The sequence below is a fragment of the Hyphomonas polymorpha PS728 genome (genome assembly GCF_000685315.1).
GTDB classification, from domain to species: domain Bacteria; phylum Pseudomonadota; class Alphaproteobacteria; order Caulobacterales; family Hyphomonadaceae; genus Hyphomonas; species Hyphomonas polymorpha.
Map to the genome: position 1 here is coordinate 15,081 of NZ_ARYM01000009.1, position 20,477 is coordinate 35,557.

Below are 20,477 nucleotides of genomic sequence, written 5' to 3' on the forward strand. Positions count from 1 at the left end.
GACGTCATTATCTGACGGCACTATATCCACCAGCTGCCGGAGATTGGCGAGCCCTGCCTCTGCGGAGACCCGGCCGGATTACACGCCGTCAAACAATGCCGTCGAAAGATACCGCTCGGCAAAGCTCGCCAGGATTACCACAATGGTCTTGCCCGCCATCTCCGGCCGCTTGCCGATGCGAACGGCGGCGGCAGCCGCGGCGCCCGACGAGATGCCGCCGGGAATGCCTTCTGTCTTGGCAAGTTTGCGCGCCGTTTCAAACGCCTCCTCGTTGGAGACCTTCACGATCTCGTCGATCAGGCTCGTATCGGCATTGCCGGGCACAAAGCCCGCGCCGATGCCCTGGATCATGTGCGGTCCGGGCTGGCCCCCCGAGAGCACGGGCGAGGCTTCCGGCTCAATGGCGAACATCTTCAGGCCCGGCTTGCGCGGCTTCAGGATATGGCCCACGCCGGTGAAGGTGCCGCCCGTGCCTATGCCGGAGACGATGGCATCGACTGCGCCGGCCGTATCGGCCCAGATTTCTTCGGCTGTGGTCTTTTCATGGATTGCCGGATTGGCCGGATTGTCGAACTGGCTGGGGCTGACCGCGCCGGGAATTTCGGCCAGCAGTTCCTTGGCCCGCGCGATAGCGCCGCCCATGCCCTTTTCCTTCGGGGTGAGCACCAGTTCCGCGCCGAGATAAGCGAGCATCTTGCGCCGCTCGATCGACATCGATTCCGGCATGGTGAGGATCAGACGATAGCCCCGCGCGGCGGCCACGAAGGCAAGACCGATACCGGTATTGCCGGAGGTCGGTTCGATCAACACGCCGCCCGGCTTCAGCTTGCCCTCCGCCTCCAGGCCAAGCACCATGGCAAGACCGATCCGGTCTTTCACGCTGGCGAGCGGATTGAAGAATTCGAGCTTGAACAGGAGATCGGCGCCGACGCCTTCCGCCTTGGCAAATTTCTCGGCGCGAACCAGAGGCGTGGAGCCAACCGTCTCCAGGATCGAGCCATAGACCCGCCCGCGCGGGCCATCCAGCGTTACGCCGCCATCAAGCTTGACTGTTCCGGTCATGACTTTCTCCCTTCAGATCTTTTCTGAAGGGAGAATATCGGGCCGCGCGGCCGCAATGGCAACCGCGGCAGCGTTTAGCAGACCTAAACCCAGCTCAGCAGGTCGCGCAGCTGCCGCCAACGGATTCCAGCAGGCGGGCGTCCTTGTCCATCGCCGGGTTGGCGGTGGTCAGCAGGCGGTCGCCCACGAAGATCGAGTTGGCGCCGGCGAGAATGCAGAGCGCCTGGCCTTCGGAACTCATGGTTTCGCGCCCTGCGGAGAGGCGCACCCAGCTTTTCGGGAACACGATGCGGCAGACGGCGATGGCCCGGGCGAGTTCCAGCGTATCGAGCTCTTCGCTGTTGGCCAGCGGCGTGCCTTCGATCGGCACCAGCTTGTTGACCGGCACGCTTTCCGGATGCGGGCTGAGCAGGGAGAGCTCATGGATCAGGCCGACCCGGTCAGAGCGCGACTCGCCCATGCCGAGGATGCCGCCGCAGCACAGCTTGATGCCCGCCTGGCGCGCGCGGCCCAGCGTCTCGATCCGGTCATCAAACGTCCGTGTCGTGACGACCGTGCTGTAATACTCGCGCGAGGTGTCGAGGTTGTGATTGTAGTAGTCGAGGCCCGCTTCCTTCAGCGCCTCGGCCTGGCCCTCTTCGAGCATGCCAAGCGTGACGCAGGTTTCGAGGCCCTCTGCCTTCACGGCAGAAATCATCTCGGCCACTTTCGGCAGGTCGCGGTCCTTCAGCGAGCGCCAGGCGGCGCCCATGCAGAAACGGTCCGCGCCATTTGCCTTGGCGCGGCGGGCCGCATCGACCACCTCTTCCACCGGCATCAGCTTTTCCGCCTTGAGACCCGTCTTGAAGCTGGCCGACTGGCTGCAATAGCCGCAATTCTCGGCGCAGCCGCCGGTCTTGATGGAGAGCAGCTGGGATTTCTGCACCTTTCCATCCGGCCAGTTGGCGGCCTTGACGGCCAGGGCGCGCGCAAACAGCTGATCGAGCGGCAGCTCATACAGCGCTGCGATTTCCTCGCGGGTCCAGTTCTGGCGGGGGGTGAGGTCAGCAGAAGTCATGAGGCGATTTCCTGATCAGTTAACGGATTATCCGAGCACGCCATTGATGGCAGCGCGGGCGGCCAGCGTGGGGCTCATCAGGTGAGTACGCCCACCCCTGCCCTGCCGGCCTTCGAAATTGCGGTTGGATGTGGAGGCGCAGCGCTCACCGGGCGAGAGAATGTCCGGGTTCATGCCAAGGCACATGGAGCAGCCCGGCTCCCGCCATTCAAAGCCGGCTTCCATCAGAATGAGGTCGAGACCTTCGGCTTCGGCCTGCGCGCGCACAAGGCCAGAGCCCGGCACGACCATGGCGCGCACACCTGGGGCCACCTTGTTGCCCTTGGCAACGTCTGCGGCGGCGCGCAGGTCTTCGATGCGGCTGTTGGTGCAGGAGCCGATGAACACGCGCTGCACCGGCGTGCCCGCAATCGGTTTGCCGCCTTCAAGGCCCATATATTCCAGCGCCCGCTCGCAGGCGGCGCGCTTGACCGGATCGGCAAAATCTTCCGGCTTCGGAATAAGCCCTGAGAGCGGAATGCCCTGTTCCGGGCTGGTGCCCCAGGTCACGGTCGGCTCAACTTCTTCGCCTTTGATGTGGATCACCGTATCGAACACGGCGCCTTCATCGGTGAACAGCGTGCGCCAGTATTTCTCGGCCACTTCCCAGGCGCCGCCCTTGGGCGAGGACGGGCGGCCCTTCATATAGTCGAACGTCACGTCATCGGGTGCCACGAGACCAGCGCGCGCGCCGCCTTCGATGGAAAGGTTGCAAAGCGTCATGCGGCCTTCCATCGACAGCGCGCGAACAGCCTCGCCGCGATATTCGATCACATGGCCGGTGCCGCCGGCCGTGCCGGTGATGGCGATGACGTGCAGCGCAAGATCCTTGGCCGTCACCCCGTCGCGCAGGCGGCCGGAGACTTCCACCGCCATATTCTTCATCTTGCGCGCGCGCAGGGTCTGCGTGGCCAGCACATGTTCGACTTCCGAGGTGCCGATGCCATGGGCCAGCGCGCCAAAGGCGCCATGGGTGGAGGTATGGCTGTCGCCGCATACGATGGTCATGCCGGGCTGGGTGCGCCCCTGTTCCGGGCCGACGACATGGACGATGCCATTATTGATGTCGCCCATCGGGAAGAATTCGATGCCATGTTCGGCCACGTTCCGCGTCAGCGTTTCCAGCTGGTTGCGCGCTTCGGGGTCTTTCACGCCGGCAAAGCCAAGGGCCTGGTTCTCGGTGGGGGTGTTGTGATCGGCAACCGCCAGCGTCAGCTCCGGCCGGCGCACCTTGCGGCCTGCAGATTTGAGACCGGCAAAAGCCTGAGGCGTGGTAACCTCATGGATGAGGTGAAGGTCGATATAGAGAAGGCTCTCGCCCGACTGCGCGTCGGTGTGAACGACGTGGGATTCCCAGATTTTGTCGTAGAGCGTCTTAGGGGACATTTCGGCCTCTCACTTTCGCGGCGCACAATAACGCTGAAGCGCACATAGGGAAGACTTGCCCATGCGAAAACGCCCTCCGCGAAGGGAGGGCGTTTCACATAGCTGATATGTTTCAGCCAGAAGCTTACGCTTCACCGCCCTCGGCGGGAGCTTCTGCAGCGGCGGCGGCTTCAGCCGCAGCGGCCTCGGCAGCAGCAGCGTCAGCCTTGGCCTTTTCGGCGCGGGCCTGGGCAGCAGCTTCCTTACGGTTTGCTTTCTCGGCGTCTTTCTGGCGGCGGCGCTCGGTTTTCGAGACAGCAACTTCCTGCACCTCGATGCCGTGGCCGGTCGTACGCTCGGCGATACGGGCACCTTTGCCGCGCAGGTCGCGCAGATAGTAGAGCTTCGCGCGGCGCACGCGGCCTTTGCGGAGCACTTCGATCGAGTCGATCAGCGGAGAAACCAGCGGGAAAACGCGCTCAACGCCTTCACCGAAGGAAATCTTGCGGACCGTGAAGCTCTCATTGATGCCACCGCCAGAGCGGGCAATGCACACGCCTTCGTAGCGCTGGACGCGCTCACGGTCGCCTTCCTTGATCTTCACGTTCACGGCGAGGGTGTCGCCGGGGGAAAATTGCGGGATTTTCTTGTCGCCGAGTACGCGCGCGATTTCAGCGGTCTCAAGCTCTTTAATCAGGTTCATCGCCAGTCTCCGGCGCATTAGAGGTCGGGGTTTCGGAGTAAGCGGCGTATAAATCGGGGCGGCGCTCAAAAGTCAACGCCTTTGAGCGGCTGATTCGCCACTCTTCTATACGCCTGTGGTCGCCGGACAGCAAAACTTCCGGCGTCTTGTGGCCCTCCCACTCTCTGGGAAGGGTGTATTGGGGGTATTCGAGGAGGCCGTTCTCGAAAGATTCCCCTGTTATTGAAGCAGAATTTCCTGCCACGCCGGGAAGAAGGCGGATCGCCGCCTCCAGCATGGCCATTGCGGCGACATCCCCGCCGGCCAGAACGAAATCTCCGAGGGACACTTCCTGCATATCCCGCGCTTCGATGGCGCGCTCGTCCAGACCTTCAAACCGGCCGCAGAAAAGGATGACGCCGGGCCCGGCGGCCCAGTCCCGTGCCATTTGCTGGTCAAACCGGCGCCCCCGCGGCGAGAGATAGATGACAGGCCGTTTCAAAGCCGTCTCAGTCTGTTGCATTTCGTTGCAGCTTTGCACCGCATCGATGGCAGCGGCGGCCACATCCGGACGCAAAACCAGCCCTGCCCCGCCCCCGGCGGGCGTGTCATCCACCTTGCGGTGCTTGCCGAGACCGAACTGGCGCAAATCGACCGTTTCCAGATCCCAGATGCCTTCGGCGCGCGCGCGCCCGAGGATCGAGGCGCCGAGTGGCCCCGGCCAGGCTTCCGGGATGAGGGTGATGGCTGTGGCCTTGAACATGGGCGCCCTTTAACGCGGGCCGGGCCCCGCGTCACCCGCCTGCTGGCTCTGGGTCCGTATCTGGCGCCTTGGCATTCAGCGGCACAGCGCCGCCGCCATTGCCGAACATCAGCTCGCGGCCTGCAAAGGTGCCGCCGGTGAGCTGGAGGGCGAAGCGTTCCTCGTCGCGGCGGCGGACTTCTTCGATGGCGTCGGTGATGGCGTCTTCCGGTTCGCCCAGCCGGTCCAGCGCGGCATGGGCGAATTTGAGGGCGGATTCGAAGGTTTCGCGGACGGGATAGTCAGCCCCTGCCCGGACAAGCTGGAGGCCGTGATCCCGGTCATAAGCCCGCGCCAGAAGGAGGGCGCCGGGAAATTCGTGTCGGACGAGCTCCACAATCTTTGTGGCAGCGGCCTGGTCATCGACGCAGACGAGAATGAGACTGGCATGGTGGGCGCCGGCGGCGTGGAGAATGTCCAGTCGCGCGCCATCGCCATACCAGACCTTGAAGCCGAAATCGGCGGCGGCGCGGATCATGTCCGGATCATTATCAATCAGGGTGATGGTGTAGCCACGCGCCAGCAGCGGCTGGCTGACGACCTGGCCGAAGCGGCCAAAGCCGATCAGCAGGGCGGTGCCGCGCGCATCATGCGGGGTTTCAACGCCCGAAGCATCGACCTCCACTTCCGGCATCAGCCGGTCATGCACCAGGACGAAGAGCGGCGTCATCAGCATCGACACGATAATGATGGCCGTGAGCATGGCGCTGCCTTCCGGATCAATGATGCCGACGGCGAGGGCGGCGGCATAGAGAACGAAGGCAAACTCGCCGCCCTGGGTCATCAGCACGGTGCGTTCGATGGCTTCCCGGTGGCCGGCCTTGAACAGGCGGGCAACGCCATAGACGCCGGCGGCCTTGAGCAGGGTGAAGGCGACCACGCTGATGGCGATGACCTGCCAGTTGGCGGCGACCACGTTGAGATCCAGTGACATGCCGACGGCGAGGAAAAAGAGGCCGAGCAGGACGCCCCGGAAGGGCTCGATATCGGCCTCAAGCTCGTGCCGGTAAGACGATTCTGACAGCAGCACGCCGGCCAGGAAGGCGCCCATGGCGGTGGAAAGGCCGCCCAGCTGCATCCACCAGGCGGCGCCCAGGACCAGAAGCAGCGAAGCGGCGGTCATCACTTCGCGGGCGCGGGCCGCCGCCAGCACGCGGAAGATCGGGTTCAGCAGATAGCGCCCGGCCAGGACGAGGCCAAGAATACAGCCAAGGCCGATGACCACGCCCATGAAACGGTCTGTCAGCGTCACCTCTTCCCCACCCGGCGCGAGGAAGGCAACGAGCGCCAGAAGGGGCACAATGGCGAGATCCTCAAACAGCAGGATAGAGACCATCTTCTGGCCGCGCGGCTTGGCGAGGTCTCCCCGCTCCTGCAGCATCTGCATCACGATGGCGGTGGAGGTGAGGACAAAGCCCGTGCCGGCGATCAGGGATGTTTGCGCAGAATAGCCAAGCGCCATCCCGACCCAGGAGAGCAGCAGGATACAGATACCAACCTGGGCAAAGCCGAGGCCGAAGATTTCCTTCCGCATGGACCAGAGCCGTGAGGGCTGCATCTCCAGCCCCACGATGAAGAGGAACATCACCACGCCGAGTTCGGCGACATGCAGGATGGCCGTCGGCTCGGTGAACACCCGGAAGCCGAAGGGGCCAATAATAAGGCCGGCAGCGAGATATCCGAGCACGGACCCGAAGCCGATGCGCTTGAACAGGGGCACGGCCAGCACGGCAGATCCGAGCAAAATGACGACCGGGGCGAGATCCACCGCATGGGCGGCGTGCGTTTCAGTAGCCATCTGGTTCCCCTTGCGGTCAGCCTGAGGCTCAGTCTTAGAGGGATTGGCGGCAGGCGCAACGACTGGCTGGCCCGGCGGCCTGCCCGCGCAGCATGGGTGGCAGACGCCCCGATTTGCGGTTATGAGGCGAGACCTCCACAAGGCTGACCCATGAGCACAGCGCCTCAGCTTACCGTCCTCATCCCCTTCTTCAATGAAGCCGGCAACATCCATCCGGTGATCGATGAGGTGCATTCAGCCCTTGCCGGCATCGATTTCGAGATTGTCTGCGTCAATGATTGCTCAGCCGACGCGACCGGGGCGGAACTGGCCGAAGCCAGGGCGCGCCATCCGGAAACAGTGACCGTGCTGACCCATGTGCAACGCCGGGGAAAATCGGCCGCGCTGTTCACCGGCCTCAAATCAGCGCGCGGACAATGGGTGCAGCTGCTGGACGGGGATGGGCAAAACGACCCGGCCGACACAGCCCGGCTGTGGCAGGAGATCATTGCGCCGGGCGCGCCGCCACGCCTGGGCATCATTGCCGGCAAACGCAACAGCCGGAACGATTCAGGCTTCAAATGGGTACAGTCGCGCATCGCCAATGGCGTGCGCCGGTTTGTGCTTCAGGATGATGCCAAGGATACCGGCTGCGGCTGGAAACTGATCCGCGCTTCGGCGTTCAGAGACCTGCCCTTCTTTGCCTCGATGCACCGTTTCCTCCCGGCCCTGATCAAGCGGGCCGGATGGGAGGTGCGCGAGGAACTGGTAAATGATCGCCCGCGCCTGGCCGGGCAATCCAAATACGGATTCCTCGGCCGCCTGGGCGCGGGCATATTCGACCTGATCGGCATGTTCTGGCTGATCCGGCGCGGCGGATATGGCATTGCCGCCGAGTGGAATGATCCGCGCGCGAACGGTTAGTCCCGGTCGCGGCGCGGGCCGTCGCCTCTGGAGATACCGCCGCCCCGGCCTTCTCCGCCACGGCCGCCCCGCTCGACGCGCGGGGGCGGCGCTGGCCGGGATACCGCTGTCGGCGGAGGTGTGGGAGGCGATGAGACTGACGGCGCGGAAGGGGGCGCAGCGCTGCCACCGCGGCGGCCACTGTCTCCCCGCCACCCGCCATCACCTCCGCCGCCGCCACGGCGCGGTGTATCGGCAGCCGGGCGTGTTCCGCCGCCTCCGGGCGCACCCAGAAGCGCGCCATCACCGCCGGGCCTGCGGCCTTCACCGCGCCCGCCGCCTCGGTCCGGACGGCCCGACGGGGCCGAAGGGCTGACCACCGGGGGTGAGGACGGCGTTACCGATCCGGCGTCACGGTTGCCACTCCAATCGCCTCTTCCGTCTCCGCGACCACGGCTATCGCCGCGCGGGCCTCTATCATCGCGGGGCGGCGTTACGATGGCAGCGCCGCCATCGCGGGCGCCGCCGCTCCAGCTGCCGCTTCTGCCCCGATCGCCGCGACGGGGATCTGTCGGAATTGCACTGGTATCGGCGCGCGGGGGACGCCCGCCTCCCGTCCGCGGACCATCCGTCCTGGGAGTTTCTGCACGGGGGCCATCTCTACGAGACCCGTCCGTACGCGGCCCATCGGGGCGTGAGCCATCGCTCCGCCATCCGTCGCGCCCGCGCCCGTCGCCGCGATCACTGCCGGGGCCACGGCCACCTCCGGTCCAGCCGCTATCGCGGCCTGGTCCCCGTCCGGGGTCTCCCCGCCAATCCGGCTTGCGGCGCCAGTCTTCCCGGTGGCCTCTGCGGTCCCAGTGTTTGTGGCTCTTGCCCCAATGGGTTTTCCAATAGGTGTTGATAATGACCGGGCGCGGATGAACGCGGTAGGTGTAGGAGACATAGCGCGGGCCGCCGACAGGGCGCCAGGCAAAGCCGTAGGGATCGTACCCCCAACGCGGATCGTAATAACCAAAGCGCCAATAATCGGGCGAATAGCCATAATGCTGAACACTGACGCGGACGGTGCTGGAATAGCCGTAATTCCAGGTGTCGTAGCCATAGGACTGGTTGTGCGCGTAGCGGATGTAGCCGTTATTGTCGCGCGTGAACATCAGGCCATGCTGGGCCTCGGTATATTCGAAGATCGGACGGATGGAGGAGACGCGGCCGTTGAGATCAAACCAGCCGAGATCGGGCACATCTTCGCGGATGAATACGCAGCGGCCGGTGAAGTCCGCATGCTCACAGAGTTCCCACTGGCCGGCCAGAACCGCGACCGAGCGAGGGCGGTCGTTGAAGGCCAGGTCGTGCAGAGAGCCGAAGGGGTCGAAAGCTTCGCGCACATCACCCTGGAAATTCTGCGAGGAGAACAGCGCGATGGCTGCCGGGGGCTGGTAGTCATCATAATAGCCATCCTGCGCAAGCGCCGGGAGGGCAGCCGCCGCCGGAAGCGAGAGGACAAGCGCGAAATACCGGATCGAGTCCCGCATGAGGGCTCCTTTCGTCCATTACGCCCTCAGAATGACACGGGCCACCTGAATGGCCCGCAACAAACTGCAATTTTTATGCAGCAGGTATGTCAGGCTTCGTCGTCATCGGGGTTCGCCCAGAGAGCGAGTTCGGGGATGACGATGCGGCGGGCGGCCATGTCGATCACCGGCACATCGGCGCGGGTGAACGGGACATAGACTGTGGCTTGGGCGCCGGGGATCTCGATTTCGAGGAGGTCATCGGAGCCGAAATTCTGAACGGCGCGGACGCGGCCTTCCGGCGTATCGCCAACAGTATAGACGGACATGCCGATCAGGTCTTCGAAGTAGAATTCGTCTTCATCGGCTTCCGGCAGACGGTCGCGGGAGACATGAACGAGGCAGCCGCGCAGCGCGTCCCATTCTTCCTTCTGAAGGTTTTCCTTCGGGCGGACGATGAAATGGTCCTTGCCCGGCCGGGCCGATAGCGGCGTTACCAGCACCTTGCCGGCCTCGTCCATCAGGGGGCCATAGGTGAAGAGGGCGTCCGGGTCAGCGGTGAAGCTTTTCACCCGCACCTCGCCACGAACACCATGGGCGCCCTTCAGGACGCCCATGGGAATAAGTCTGTCAGTCTTTGCTTTTGCGCTCATGCGCGCTTGTTAGCGGCAAACCACGTCGGAGAGAACGGGGCCAGGTGCTTTATAGACCGCTTCATAAAACCCCATGCTCTGGCAGAAGCGGGTGGCAGCGCCTGAGCCGTCATTGATGCGGCGGCCATTGGTGGTCGGCGTGGGGAAAAACACGGTCTGCTCCCCCTGGAAACCGCCGCGCGTATCCTGCACCGGGCCGGTGACCGGCGGGATGGGGCGGCGCCACGGGCCTTCGCGGCGCACATCATAGCGGCGGAAAGAGGTGATCTTGTCGTTGAGGCCGATCGAGGAAAGATTTCCGGTAGACGCCTCCAGCAGTTCGCACTGGCCGCGATAATCGGCATGTTCGCAGACCAGCCAGTCGCCGCGGTTGATCATGATGGAGCTGGCTGTGTCGTTGAAGCGGTATTGGGAGAGGTCTGCCACACCCTCGTCAAAGCCCACAAAAGCGCCGCCATAATTGCCATCCGCGAAGAGGGCGATGTCATAGCTGCGGGGGCCTTTGTCATAGGGCACGCGCTTGGCCGAGGAGATGGCGCCGGAAAGGCCGATCTCTCCGAGATTGCGCACCGAGCGGTCGATATATTCGCAGCGGCCTTTGTAGTTGCCATCGGCGCAGACCATCCAGACGCCGCCGCGCACATCAATGCTGCGGGCCTTGTCGTTGAAGCGGATGGTATTGAAATTCGGCTGGTCGCCGGTGAGTTCCACCGCTTCGCCGCGCAGGTTCGTATCCGAATAGAGCGTGATGCCGGGCGGGCCGGAGGGGGCGCCGCCGCCACGCTGCGCAAGGGCCACGGGGCTGATGGCGGCAGCGGCAAGGCCGGCGGCCAGAAGCAGGCGGGACAGGGCGGACGTGAACATGAAGCCAGGCTCCTTTTGATCTTCGCGTCTAGACTTCGCATGGATGATCTGAACGATCTGTGCAGCCGCTGTTGGCCAACGTTCAGATCAGCACGAAAGAAAAGACCGGCGCCCCAGAGGAACGCCGGCCGTTTCAGGAGATGGCAAAAGCCGGAAGCTTAGCTTTCGGTTGCTTCTTCGGCCGGGGCCTCGGCAGCTGCGGCGCGGGCAGCTGCTTTCTCGGCGCGCTCTTTCGCGCGCTCCTGGGCTTTCTTGCCGGGCTCGGCTTTCTTCGGGTTGTTGCCGTGCGTCCAGGTTGCCACAGGCTTGCCGTCAACTTCGACTTTGGAGAGGAAGCGGGCGACGCGGTCGGTCGGCTGGGCGCCTTTCTTGATCCAGTCGGCGGCTTTTTCAGCGTCAACCTTCACGCGGTCCGGGGAGTCTTTGGCAATACGCGGATCATAGGTGCCGATCTTTTCGATGAAGCGGCCATCACGCGGGGCGCGCGCGTCGGCAACGACGATCGAATAGAAGGGGCGTTTTTTCGAGCCGCCACGGGCGAGCCGGATTTTGAGTGACATGGGGATCTCCTGTAAGTCTTGTCTCTCGGGGTTTCTTATTCGGCCTCTTGGCCGCGGATCTGCTCATGATGGCGGATGACTTCCGCCACGATGAAATTGAGGAACTTTTCGGCAAAGGCCGGATCAAGCCCGGATTCCTTGGCCAGATGGCGCAGGCGCTCGATCTGCTGGGCCTCGCGGGATTTGTCCGCAGGCGGCATATTGTGCAGCGCCTTCAGCTTGCCGACCTGCTGGGTCAGCTTGAAGCGCTCTGCCAGCGTGTGGATGAGGATCGAGTCCAGATTGTCGATGGACGCGCGCAGCTGGCCAAGCTGGAACTGGGCAAGGGCCTGATCAGGATTGGTCATTTCTTCTTGTTCCCTCCAGGAAGACCGGGGAGGCCACCGGGCAGGCCCGGAAGGCCATTGCCGCTGAGGCCGGGAAGACCGCCGGGGGGCAGCGCGCCGCCACCCATCTTGGCGAGGTCAGACTGGGAAATCCCTGCCTGCTGCGCCATGCCGAGCAGGTTTTTCATGCCGCCCTTGGTGCGCATCTTCTTCATCATGGTAGCCATCTGAAGGTGCATCTTCAGCAGCTTGTTGACATCTGACACCTCGACCCCGGCGCCAGCGGCGATGCGCTTGCGGCGGGACGCATTGAGGATGGCCGGCTTGCGGCGCTCCTCGCGCGTCATCGAATAAATGATCGCCTCCTGACGTTTCAGGATACGGTCATCGACATTGGCGCTCGCCATCGCTTCCTTGGCTTTGCGCACGCCGGGCATCATACCCATGATGCCGCCGAGGCCGCCCATACGCTGCATCTGGCGCAGCTGGTCGGCGAGGTCTTCAAGATCGAACTCGCCCTTCTTGAGCTTGGCCGCCATACGCTCGGCCTTCTCGGCGTCGTAATGTTCGGCAGCTTTTTCGACGAGGCTGACAATATCGCCCTGGCCGAGGATACGGCCCGCAACGCGCTTGGCATCGAAGGCATCGAGCCCATCAAGTTTTTCACCAACGCCGAGGAATTTGATCGGCAGGCCGGTGACTGCGCGCATCGACAGCGCGGCGCCGCCCCGGCCATCGCCGTCCATCCGTGTCAGGACAAGGCCGGTGAGCGGCAGGCGCTCATGAAAGCGGCGGGCGGTTTCCACCGCGTCCTGGCCGGTGAGAGCATCGGCCACGAGGAGAACTTCAGACGGGTTGGCAATGGCGGCAATCTCTGCCGCCTCGGCCATCATCTGCTCGTCGATCGAGGTGCGGCCGGCAGTGTCGAGGATCAGGACATCATAGCCGCCGATCTTGGCCGCCTGCATGGCGCGGCGGGCAATGTCAGCGGGAAGTTGGCCGGCAATGATCGGCAGAGAGCTGACGGTTTCGCCCGCCTGCTTTGCCAGGATCGCCAGCTGTTCCATGGCCGCCGGGCGGCGCACGTCGAGCGAGGCGAGGAGAACTTTCTTCTTGCCGCGATCAGCCAGGCGCTTGGCGATCTTGCCGGTGGTGGTGGTTTTACCCGAGCCCTGAAGGCCCGCCATCATCACAACGGCCGGGGGCGTGTCGACGCGGAGGTGGCTTTCTTCCTCATCGGCGCCGAGCATATCGACCAGCGCGTCATAAACGATCTTGATGACCTGCTGGCCCGGCTTCACCGAGCGGATAACCTCTTCGCCAACGGCGCGGGTTTTAACCTTTTCAACGAATTCCTTGACGACGGGCAGCGCCACATCGGCCTCAAGCAGGGCAACGCGGATTTCGCGCAGGGCTTCGCTGACGTCCTTGTCGGACAGCGCGCCACGGCCCGTCAGGCCGTCGAAAATACTGCCAAGGCGTTCGCTTAGAGCGTCGAACATACCGCGTTACTCCTCATTCTGCGCGCAATAGACAAAAGCCCCGCTGAGCGAAACTTCGCCGGGCGGGGGGCCCCGCTGGCCTCCCGTTCCGTCTATATAGGAACATGTGCCGGTCAGGGCGCGCTTATGGACTGCGCGGAATTTGGGGCGCCTAAAGCACGCGGCAATCCACAGGTCAAGCTTCGGCAGCCTCCAGGGCCTCCACATGCTGGCGGAGGCTGGCGATCGTGCGGTCTATTTCCGGGCCAATCAGGGAGAAAGCCGCCACATCGGCCCAGAGGCCGTTGGCGGTGCGCATATAGTGGCGCAGCGTACCTTCGCGGGCCGCGCCAAAGCGCTCAACCGCTGCGATGGCCTCCTTATTGGCGACATTCACCAGGAATTCGATGCGCTGGAAGCGGCAATCCTTTGCCCGCTGCATCAGGGCAAGGGATGTGGCCGCCGAGACGAGGCCGCCACGCATTTGGGGCGGTTGCCAGCGGTATCCGATGCGCAAGCGCCGGTGGAGACGGGCGATGTTCATATAGGAAACCACACCGGCAAACGCGCCGTCGGTGGTCCGCGTGATGGCGAAGGGCACCATCCGGCCTTCCCGGGCATCCTGCAGGGTCTGGTCGAAATAGGCGTTGAAACTGGTGCCGGTGTCCATCAGCGGCATCCAGTTCCACATCGCTTCGATGGCGCCGGAGGCCGCAAGGATTTCCCGGTGCGCCTCGATGACAGGGTCCAGGCGCACGTTTGCCACCACAAGTCCGGGCGCATCGAGCTTCATGACAGGCATTATGCCACAAGTAGCCCTCACCGGCAAAAGAAAGCCAAAAAGAAACGGGCCGGAATGAACCGGCCCGTCCTCACATATCTGCGCGCAGAAGCCTGCGGCCTGCCCGGCTATTCCGCCGCTTTCGGGAAAAGCTGGCGGGAGAGATAGGTGTATTCCAGCGCCGAGCGTTTGGCCCGGGCCGTCTGGTCTGCCGCAGCGGCGTGGCCCCCATCCATGTTTTCGAAATAGAGGAAAGGCAGGCCCGCCTCTTCGAAACGTTTGGCCATCTTGCGGGCATGGCCCGGATGGACCCGGTCGTCCTTCGTCGAGGTGACGAAGAAGGGCACCGGATATGGCTTCGACGCATCGAAATTCTGGTAGGGCGAGATGGTTTCGAGGAAGGCGCGTTCCTCCGGCAAATCCGGCGAACCATATTCATCAACCCAGGAAGCGCCTGCCAGCAGGAGGTGGTAGCGCAGCATGTCTAGCAGTGGCACCTGCACGACCACGGCATTCCAGAGATCCGGACGCTGATTGAGCATCACGCCCATCAAGAGGCCGCCATTCGAGCCGCCCATGATGCCGAGATGTTCGGGGCTCGTGATCTTCCGTTCAGTGAGGTCTTCGCCGACGGCGATGAAGTCGTCATAGATGCGCTGACGGTTCTGTTTGAGGCCCGCCTGGTGCCAGTTGGGGCCGAATTCGCCGCCGCCCCGGATATTGGCGAGGACATACGCCCCGCCCTCTTCCAGCCAGAGACGGCCGCTGACGGGGCTGTAGCCCGGCGTCATCGACACCTGGAAACCACCATAGCCATAGAGCAGGGTCGGCGTGGTGCCATCAAGCGGCATGTCTTCACGGTGGACAATGAAATAGGGCACGCGGGTGCCGTCTTTCGAGGTGGCGAAGAACTGCTCCACCTTGAGGCCAGTGGCATCAAACTTGGCGGGGAGGGATTTGAGCGGCGTGACGGCGCCAGAGGCGACATCATAGTTCAGCAGCGAGCTGGGCGTGAGGAAATCCTCATAGTTGAGGAAGACGGCGGTTTCATCCTCATCAGCAAACGCGATGCCGACCTGACCTGTGCCGGGGAGTTCCACCGGCGATGTGGTCCATCCGCCAGCCGACGGCTCGATGCGAAGCACCTTGCCTACGACATTGTCGCTGATGGAGAGAAGCGCCGCGCCCTTGGCGATGGCCACGCCATTGACCGCCTGGGCTTCCGTCGGGCGGAAGGCAAGCGTGACCGGCGGCAGGGAGCGGGTTTCGAGGAAAGCGCCAAGTTCGAAAGAAAGAAGGTCACCGGCCTTGAAGGCTTCCTGGCCTTCAGGCGTCCAGTCCTGCTCAATGGTGAAGAGGAACTGGCCCTTATAGATGCCATTGGGCGTGGCTTTCAGCGGCAGCGGCCAGCGGACACCCTCGGTCTCCCCTTCCGGGAACCAGAAATACTTCTGGGTAAAGAAGGTTTCTGCCTGCACCGCGCCCTGAAGGACGCGGCCATCTTCCAGCTTCATCGTCATCGGCCAGACGCCGACATCGGTTTCCTTGCCGCGGAAAAGTTCAACGGCTTCTTCCACCGGCGTGCCGCGCTGCCAGCGCTTGACGATGGAGGGATAGCCCGATTCCGTCAGTGTGCCTTCGCCCCAGTCAGTGGCGATCAGCAGCGTATCAGGCCCGGCCCAGGCAAGGCCCTGCTTGGCTTCAGCGGTGACGAAGCCGCCCTCGACGAACTGCTTCGTGGCCAGATTGAATTCGCGATTGATCACCGCGTCCTTGCCGCCATCTGACAGCGAGACCAGGCAGAGCCATTCTCCGCCCGGCGCCGGCCGCAGGCAGTTGGCGCCCTTGTAGACCCAGTTGGCGCCTTCATCGGCGGACAGCTTGTCGAAATCGACAATCGTTTCCCAGGCGGGGGTTTCGGTGGCGTAGCTGGCCAGAGGCGTGCGGCGCCAGAGGCCGCGGACGTTCTTTTCGTCCTGCCAGAAATTATAGACGTAACCATCGCGCACGCTGCCATAGGGGATGCGCTCGGACGAGTTGAGGACTTCAAGGGCCTCCGCCTCAAACCCGGCATAGCGGGGATCGGACTGAAGCTCGGCCAGCGTCCGCTCATTCTGCGCGGTCACCCAGGCAAGCGCCTCTGCGCCCTCCACCTCCTCCAGCCAGAGATGGGAGGTTTCATCAAAGGGTACAGCGGCGGGGGGAGTATCAGCGGTCAAATTGGTCTCCGATGGGGTGCCCGAAGCACAGGCGGCAAGAAGCAAGGCGCTCAGCGACACGAAAACGGTGCGCATGAAATCTCCTATTTCTGAAATCTATGGACCGGCAGCCCAGGCATATGAATGCCCCCGGTCCCTCTCAAAACATGAGGTTTGATACCGGCGGGGAGAAAGCTGTGCAACCGGCTTCGCAGCCTGGCGAAACCTGCTCAAGGCAGACGCTCCAGCACAATGCTCTCCAGAACGATGGCGCGCGACCCTTCCGGAATTGCCGGGCGGATGGCGATGTAATCGACCCCCTGCTCCCCCTGAAGCGGGGGCACATCATATTCAAAGCTCACCTCTGTGAAGCCTTCCCCCAGATCCAGCGTCTGCCAGCCGGAATCCCCCGACCGGCCGGCCGAATAATTCATCTCGACCTGGCTGGCGCCCCTGACATCTGCGGGGCGGACACGGGCGGTCACGCGAATGCGCCGCCCGGCGAACTGCATCTCGACATCTGCTGCGATCCGGAAATGCGGGTTGAGTTCAGGGGCGGCAACCAACCCGTCTGCTGTGCCTTCGATATGGAGGAAATAGGTGCCCCGGTCCCGGATCAGCTGGGCGCTGGCATCGGTGCCCTGCACGATCTTGTTGAGATAGGTGTCGTCAATCACGATGCGCGAATAGTCCACGCCATCCCCTGTTACAGCGCCCGTGGGCAGACGGCCAATGCCCGGCTGGATCGCCAGGAGGATCATCAACACGGTCAGCAGGGCCGCGAGGGGAAAGAAAATCTTGTCGCGCATCGGCGCTCCTGCATTACGGGCCGAATGCCTGTCAGGCGCTGGCCAATCTGTCAGGCTCCTGTTAGCAGGTGGACGCAGATATTGGCGAGCCAATTGCAGCGTTAGTCCGGGGGGAAGGCAACACCTTATGTCGGTATCGGCGCTTCAGAGGCGGGCCCGTGAGGCCAGAAGCTGGCTGTTTGACAGCTGCTTCCCGCTTTGGGCGGATCATGGCGTGAATGAAGCCGGCCTCTTCCCAGAGGCGCTGACGACATCGCTGGATGATGCGACGGTCGATACCACGCGCGTGCGGGTGCAGGCCCGGCAGACCTATGTTTTCGCTGAAGCCTGGCGGATGGGCTGGAAGCGCGACACGGCCGCCCGGCTGGTGAATGCCGGCGTGGCGACGCTGGCTGGCCCGGCCCTCAACCCGCAGGGGCTGACAGGGCGCGCGTTATCCTACACCACCGGCCAGCTGACCGACCCGACCTTTGACCTTTACGATAACGCCTTCACGCTGTTCGCCCTGGCAGAAGCCGCGCGCGGCCCCGGACCTGCAGAACATGCACTCACCGCAGCCAACGGCATCCTCGCGAACCTGGACCGGGAAGCGCACGACCGGGTGAATGGCGGATACGCCGAAGCCCTGCCCCCACCTGCCCAGCGCCAGCAGAACCCGCATATGCACCTGCTGGAAGCGTGCCTGTCGCTGCACACACTCCAGCCAGACGGGGGCCATCTGGCCAGGGCCGATGAGTTGGCCAGCCTGTTCGAAACGAAATTCACCGCCGGGGACCAGGGGCTGCTGGGCGAGTTCTTCGCGCCGGACTGGTCGCCTCTGCCCGGGGACGCCAGCCGGATTGTGGAGCCCGGACATCAGTTCGAATGGGTATGGCTGCTGCATGCCTACGCCCGCGCGCGGGGAGAAGCGGTCTCTGCATCTGCTGAGCGCCTTTACGCGTATGCGCTGACGACACTGGACGTGGAGGGACGGGCGATTCAGACGGCCGCCCGCGGCGGCGCGCCGGTAGACGCATCACGCCGTACCTGGCCGCAGACTGAAGCGCTCAAAGCCCATCTTGCGATGCTGGAAGCACGCCGGGACGAACGCTACGCCGCGGCCGCCTGCCGCAGCTTTGACATCCTGATGGACGAATATCTCACTGAAGACGGTGGCTGGATCGACCATTTCGGCGCTGACGGGGCCATCCTTTCTTCCAGCATGCCTGCCTCCACCGGCTATCATGTGGTGCTCGCCTTTGCAGAGCTGATCCGCGTGATGGGCGCTTGATATTCGGCCAATTTGCAGGAAAGAGAGCGGCCAAACCCGGCAGCCTTGAGCCAGGCCGCCCAGAAATTGAGGAATGCCATGACCAAGCTCGTCCTGATCCGGCACGGCCAGTCTGCCTGGAACCTTGAAAACCGCTTCACCGGCTGGTGGGACGCAGACCTGACGGAGAAAGGCGAAGCCGAAGCCCGCAAGGCCGGGCAGATGCTGGCGGCGCTCGACGCCGATTTCCGCGCCGGCTTTACCAGCGTGCAGACCCGCGCCATCCGCACGCTCTGGCTCGCCCTGACCGAAATGAAGCGTGTTTGGCTGCCGATCGAGAAGGACTGGCACCTCAATGAGCGCCACTATGGCGGCCTCACCGGGCTCGACAAGGCCGAGACCGCCGCCAAGCATGGCGAAGAACAGGTTCACGTCTGGCGCCGCAGCTATGACATTCCCCCCCCGCCCCTGGAAGTGGGCAGCACCTACGACCTCACGCCTGATCCGCGTTACAAAGGCATCGACATTCCGAACACGGAAAGCCTGAAAACGACACTGGAGCGCGTGCTGCCCTATTGGGAACAGCGTATCGCGCCCGAGCTGATTGCCGGCAAGGACACGCTGATCGCTGCGCATGGCAACTCGCTGCGCGCGCTGGTGAAACACCTGTTCCGGGTGCCGGACGACCAGATCACCGGCGTTGAGATCCCCACGGGTAACCCGCTGCTGATCGAACTCGACACCAATCTCAAGCCGGTTTCCGTGCGCTATCTCGACGAAAGCCGGGCCCAGCCGCTGCCACCGCTGCCATGAGCAAACGGCGCGACCGGCGGATGATGGGGCGGGCCTTTCAGCTTGCCCGCCTCAATCAGGGCCTGACCGGAAAGAATCCGTCCGTGGGCTGCATATTGGTGGATGCTGCCGGGCATATCGTGGGCGCCGGGGTTACCGGCACCGGCGGGCGGCCGCACGCTGAAGAGATCGCGCTAGAGGAAGCCGCCGGAAAAGCCAAAGGCGGCACAGCGTATGTGACGCTGGAGCCCTGCCGCGAACGCTCCAGCGGGGCAGCCTCCTGCTCGCGCAAGCTGGTGGATGCCGGGATTGCGCGCGTGGTTGTGGCCATCGAAGACCCCCACCCCACTGCGCGGGACGGGCTGGTGATCCTGCGGGAAGCGGGCGTGCGCGTGGAAACCGGCCTGGGAAAACACGCCGCAGCGCGGCTTTATCGCTGGTTCTTCGCGGCGTCTCAGGACCACTGATCAGCCGGCAAATGGCCCGGCATGGGCGCGGACGCGCTCATAGAAGGCGGCCGAGTCGCGCTGGAAGGCGGCCTTGTTGAACTGCGCCTCATAACTGGCGCGCCCGCCTTCGACCAGCTTTGCGGCGAGCGCCTTGTCGGTGATCACGCGGGAGAGTGCGTTGGCGAGCGCGTCGACATCATTCTTCGGAATGAGAAGACCGTTCACCCCGTCCTTCACATAGGCGGCCGGACCGACCGCGTCGGCAGCGACGAGCGGACGAGAAGCCGCCCAGGCATCGACCGTCACCGTGCCGAAAGGTTCGTAGCGGGAGGGAAAGGCCACCACATCGCACGCTTCCAGCAGAGCGCCGCGATCATTCCGCCAGCCGAGAAAACGGACGCGGTCATCGAGGCCAAGGCGTGTGCAATGCGCTTTGAGTTCTGCCTCGAGCGGCCCCTCCCCCGCAATCCAGACATAAAGGCCGGGCACTTTCGCCGTCGCGTCCAGCAGTGTGTCGAGGCCCTTCTTCTCATGCAGGCGCGCCAGGGCGAGCGCGACGGGCGCATCGGCGGGTGTATTGAGGGCGGCGCGATCTGCCGGGGCTGATCCGGTAAAATCAGCATACGTATGAATGATGGCAGAGCGGTCTTCCGGCACGCCCTGCTCGCGGATATGGCGCAGAAGATCGATGGTGAGGCCCACATGCCATTCGCAATTGGTGAAGCGGGCGAGCTTGTAATAGCCGCCATACCAGGCAACCGACCGGTTGCGGTAAGCCTTGGGCGCAAACTGGCCGGCGCGGCCCATCCAGTATTCGATCACATCCGGCTTGAATGCCTTGATCGCGCGGCCAAGAACGCTGCGCGTCGGGAATGGCCACGCATTGTTGAAGCTGGCGGTATCAACCCCGATGCCGGCGTCCTTGAACTTGCCGATGCGGAACTGATTGTCCGGGCGCGTCACCACATGCTGGGCGTATCCGGCCTCAGCGAGGGCCAGCACCGATTCCAGCATGATGTTCTCTGCGCCGCCTTCAGCCGCGCCCGCCATGACATGCATCACCCGCATTTTCATCTCCCGGAACCGTATTCCTGTTGCAACAGCGCATACCGGG

The 20,477-nt window shown here is 63.8% G+C and carries 20 protein-coding genes; 4 read left to right on the forward strand and 16 right to left on the reverse strand.

Annotated features, from left to right (window positions below; translation table 11 throughout):
* Positions 1-78: 78 nt before the first annotated feature.
* The 6 genes from cysK to HPO_RS08765 form a co-directional block, all read right to left on the reverse strand.
* Positions 79-1,062: a cysteine synthase A gene (gene cysK, locus HPO_RS08740; protein WP_035597228.1), complete on the reverse strand. Its 984-nt coding sequence runs from the start codon at positions 1,060-1,062 to the stop codon at positions 79-81.
* Positions 1,063-1,156: 94 nt separating this feature from the next.
* Positions 1,157-2,119, reverse strand: a complete 963-nt coding sequence (gene bioB, locus HPO_RS08745; protein WP_035597231.1) for a biotin synthase BioB — start codon at positions 2,117-2,119, stop codon at positions 1,157-1,159.
* A gap of 27 nt (positions 2,120-2,146) precedes the next feature.
* Positions 2,147-3,544 (reverse strand): 3-isopropylmalate dehydratase large subunit, encoded by a 1,398-nt coding sequence (gene leuC / locus HPO_RS08750; protein ID WP_035597232.1) that lies wholly within the window; start codon positions 3,542-3,544, stop codon positions 2,147-2,149.
* A gap of 124 nt (positions 3,545-3,668) precedes the next feature.
* Complete coding sequence (gene rplS / locus HPO_RS21215; RefSeq protein WP_035597234.1) at positions 3,669-4,226, reverse strand: 50S ribosomal protein L19; 558 nt, start codon at positions 4,224-4,226, stop codon at positions 3,669-3,671.
* Entirely contained in the window at positions 4,213-4,968 is a 756-nt protein-coding gene (gene trmD / locus HPO_RS08760) for a tRNA (guanosine(37)-N1)-methyltransferase TrmD (RefSeq protein ID WP_035597235.1), read from the reverse strand. The genes rplS and trmD overlap by 14 nt, the downstream gene beginning before the upstream one ends.
* Before the next feature lie 31 nt (positions 4,969-4,999).
* Entirely contained in the window at positions 5,000-6,805 is a 1,806-nt protein-coding gene (locus tag HPO_RS08765; RefSeq protein ID WP_035597236.1) for a monovalent cation:proton antiporter-2 (CPA2) family protein, read from the reverse strand.
* 150 nt (positions 6,806-6,955) lie between these two features.
* On the opposite strand from HPO_RS08765, the gene HPO_RS08770 reads away from it, so the two are divergent.
* On the forward strand, positions 6,956-7,708 hold the full coding sequence (locus HPO_RS08770; protein WP_035597239.1) for a glycosyltransferase family 2 protein: 753 nt from the start codon (positions 6,956-6,958) through the stop codon (positions 7,706-7,708).
* Here the strand turns inward: HPO_RS08770 and HPO_RS08775 are convergent.
* From HPO_RS08775 to HPO_RS08815, 9 genes are all read right to left on the reverse strand, one after another.
* On the reverse strand, positions 7,705-9,222 hold the full coding sequence (locus HPO_RS08775; protein WP_035597242.1) for a beta/gamma crystallin-related protein: 1,518 nt from the start codon (positions 9,220-9,222) through the stop codon (positions 7,705-7,707). The genes HPO_RS08770 and HPO_RS08775 overlap by 4 nt on opposite strands.
* Positions 9,223-9,311: 89 nt before the next feature.
* A complete protein-coding gene (rimM, locus tag HPO_RS08780) occupies positions 9,312-9,854 on the reverse strand; it encodes a ribosome maturation factor RimM (RefSeq protein WP_051612468.1) in 543 nt (180 codons plus the stop codon).
* 9 nt (positions 9,855-9,863) lie between these two features.
* Positions 9,864-10,718: a beta/gamma crystallin-related protein gene (locus HPO_RS19730; RefSeq protein ID WP_051612469.1), complete on the reverse strand. Its 855-nt coding sequence runs from the start codon at positions 10,716-10,718 to the stop codon at positions 9,864-9,866.
* A gap of 158 nt (positions 10,719-10,876) precedes the next feature.
* On the reverse strand, positions 10,877-11,278 hold the full coding sequence (rpsP, locus tag HPO_RS21170) for a 30S ribosomal protein S16 (protein ID WP_199285909.1): 402 nt from the start codon (positions 11,276-11,278) through the stop codon (positions 10,877-10,879).
* Between the two features lie 35 nt (positions 11,279-11,313).
* Positions 11,314-11,625 (reverse strand): chorismate mutase, encoded by a 312-nt coding sequence (locus HPO_RS08795; RefSeq protein WP_035597245.1) that lies wholly within the window; start codon positions 11,623-11,625, stop codon positions 11,314-11,316.
* A complete protein-coding gene (ffh, locus tag HPO_RS08800; RefSeq protein WP_035597248.1) occupies positions 11,622-13,106 on the reverse strand; it encodes a signal recognition particle protein in 1,485 nt (494 codons plus the stop codon). The genes HPO_RS08795 and ffh overlap by 4 nt, the downstream gene beginning before the upstream one ends.
* A gap of 175 nt (positions 13,107-13,281) precedes the next feature.
* A complete protein-coding gene (locus HPO_RS08805) occupies positions 13,282-13,878 on the reverse strand; it encodes a GNAT family N-acetyltransferase (RefSeq protein WP_162174030.1) in 597 nt (198 codons plus the stop codon).
* A gap of 116 nt (positions 13,879-13,994) precedes the next feature.
* The gene (locus tag HPO_RS08810; RefSeq protein WP_035597255.1) at positions 13,995-16,160 is read right to left on the reverse strand and encodes a prolyl oligopeptidase family serine peptidase; all 2,166 of its coding nucleotides are present in this window, start codon (positions 16,158-16,160) and stop codon (positions 13,995-13,997) included.
* Positions 16,161-16,294: 134 nt separating this feature from the next.
* Positions 16,295-16,873, reverse strand: a complete 579-nt coding sequence (locus HPO_RS08815) for a hypothetical protein (RefSeq protein WP_035597258.1) — start codon at positions 16,871-16,873, stop codon at positions 16,295-16,297.
* Positions 16,874-17,000: 127 nt separating this feature from the next.
* On the opposite strand from HPO_RS08815, the gene HPO_RS08820 reads away from it, so the two are divergent.
* The 3 genes from HPO_RS08820 (at position 17,001) to HPO_RS08830 (ending at position 19,381) form a co-directional block, all read left to right on the forward strand.
* Complete coding sequence (locus tag HPO_RS08820; protein ID WP_051612470.1) at positions 17,001-18,143, forward strand: AGE family epimerase/isomerase; 1,143 nt, start codon at positions 17,001-17,003, stop codon at positions 18,141-18,143.
* Positions 18,144-18,221: 78 nt separating this feature from the next.
* The gene (gene gpmA / locus HPO_RS08825; protein ID WP_035597260.1) at positions 18,222-18,935 is read left to right on the forward strand and encodes a 2,3-diphosphoglycerate-dependent phosphoglycerate mutase; all 714 of its coding nucleotides are present in this window, start codon (positions 18,222-18,224) and stop codon (positions 18,933-18,935) included.
* A complete protein-coding gene (locus HPO_RS08830) occupies positions 18,932-19,381 on the forward strand; it encodes a riboflavin biosynthesis protein RibD (protein ID WP_035597263.1) in 450 nt (149 codons plus the stop codon). Before gpmA ends, HPO_RS08830 begins: the two co-directional genes overlap by 4 nt.
* Here HPO_RS08830 and HPO_RS08835 read toward each other — a convergent pair whose 3' ends face one another.
* Complete coding sequence (locus tag HPO_RS08835) at positions 19,382-20,431, reverse strand: glycosyltransferase (protein ID WP_035597266.1); 1,050 nt, start codon at positions 20,429-20,431, stop codon at positions 19,382-19,384. It lies immediately after the preceding gene.
* Positions 20,432-20,477: the final 46 nt, after the last annotated feature.

Bases quoted from the DNA above. Each gene is read 5' to 3' on its own strand.
- cysK (WP_035597228.1), bottom strand. From the start codon at position 1,062: ATGACCGGAACAGTCAAGCTTGATGGCGGCGTAACGCTGGATGGCCCG.
- bioB (WP_035597231.1), bottom strand. From the start codon at position 2,119: ATGACTTCTGCTGACCTCACCCCCCGCCAGAACTGGACCCGCGAGGAA.
- leuC (WP_035597232.1), bottom strand. From the start codon at position 3,544: ATGTCCCCTAAGACGCTCTACGACAAAATCTGGGAATCCCACGTCGTT.
- rplS (WP_035597234.1), bottom strand. From the start codon at position 4,226: ATGAACCTGATTAAAGAGCTTGAGACCGCTGAAATCGCGCGCGTACTC.
- trmD (WP_035597235.1), bottom strand. From the start codon at position 4,968: ATGTTCAAGGCCACAGCCATCACCCTCATCCCGGAAGCCTGGCCGGGG.
- HPO_RS08765 (WP_035597236.1), bottom strand. From the start codon at position 6,805: ATGGCTACTGAAACGCACGCCGCCCATGCGGTGGATCTCGCCCCGGTC.
- HPO_RS08770 (WP_035597239.1), top strand. From the start codon at position 6,956: ATGAGCACAGCGCCTCAGCTTACCGTCCTCATCCCCTTCTTCAATGAA.
- HPO_RS08775 (WP_035597242.1), bottom strand. From the start codon at position 9,222: ATGCGGGACTCGATCCGGTATTTCGCGCTTGTCCTCTCGCTTCCGGCG.
- rimM (WP_051612468.1), bottom strand. From the start codon at position 9,854: ATGAGCGCAAAAGCAAAGACTGACAGACTTATTCCCATGGGCGTCCTG.
- HPO_RS19730 (WP_051612469.1), bottom strand. From the start codon at position 10,718: ATGTTCACGTCCGCCCTGTCCCGCCTGCTTCTGGCCGCCGGCCTTGCC.
- rpsP (WP_199285909.1), bottom strand. From the start codon at position 11,278: ATGTCACTCAAAATCCGGCTCGCCCGTGGCGGCTCGAAAAAACGCCCC.
- HPO_RS08795 (WP_035597245.1), bottom strand. From the start codon at position 11,625: ATGACCAATCCTGATCAGGCCCTTGCCCAGTTCCAGCTTGGCCAGCTG.
- ffh (WP_035597248.1), bottom strand. From the start codon at position 13,106: ATGTTCGACGCTCTAAGCGAACGCCTTGGCAGTATTTTCGACGGCCTG.
- HPO_RS08805 (WP_162174030.1), bottom strand. From the start codon at position 13,878: ATGAAGCTCGATGCGCCCGGACTTGTGGTGGCAAACGTGCGCCTGGAC.
- HPO_RS08810 (WP_035597255.1), bottom strand. From the start codon at position 16,160: ATGCGCACCGTTTTCGTGTCGCTGAGCGCCTTGCTTCTTGCCGCCTGT.
- HPO_RS08815 (WP_035597258.1), bottom strand. From the start codon at position 16,873: ATGCGCGACAAGATTTTCTTTCCCCTCGCGGCCCTGCTGACCGTGTTG.
- HPO_RS08820 (WP_051612470.1), top strand. From the start codon at position 17,001: ATGTCGGTATCGGCGCTTCAGAGGCGGGCCCGTGAGGCCAGAAGCTGG.
- gpmA (WP_035597260.1), top strand. From the start codon at position 18,222: ATGACCAAGCTCGTCCTGATCCGGCACGGCCAGTCTGCCTGGAACCTT.
- HPO_RS08830 (WP_035597263.1), top strand. From the start codon at position 18,932: ATGAGCAAACGGCGCGACCGGCGGATGATGGGGCGGGCCTTTCAGCTT.
- HPO_RS08835 (WP_035597266.1), bottom strand. From the start codon at position 20,431: ATGCGGGTGATGCATGTCATGGCGGGCGCGGCTGAAGGCGGCGCAGAG.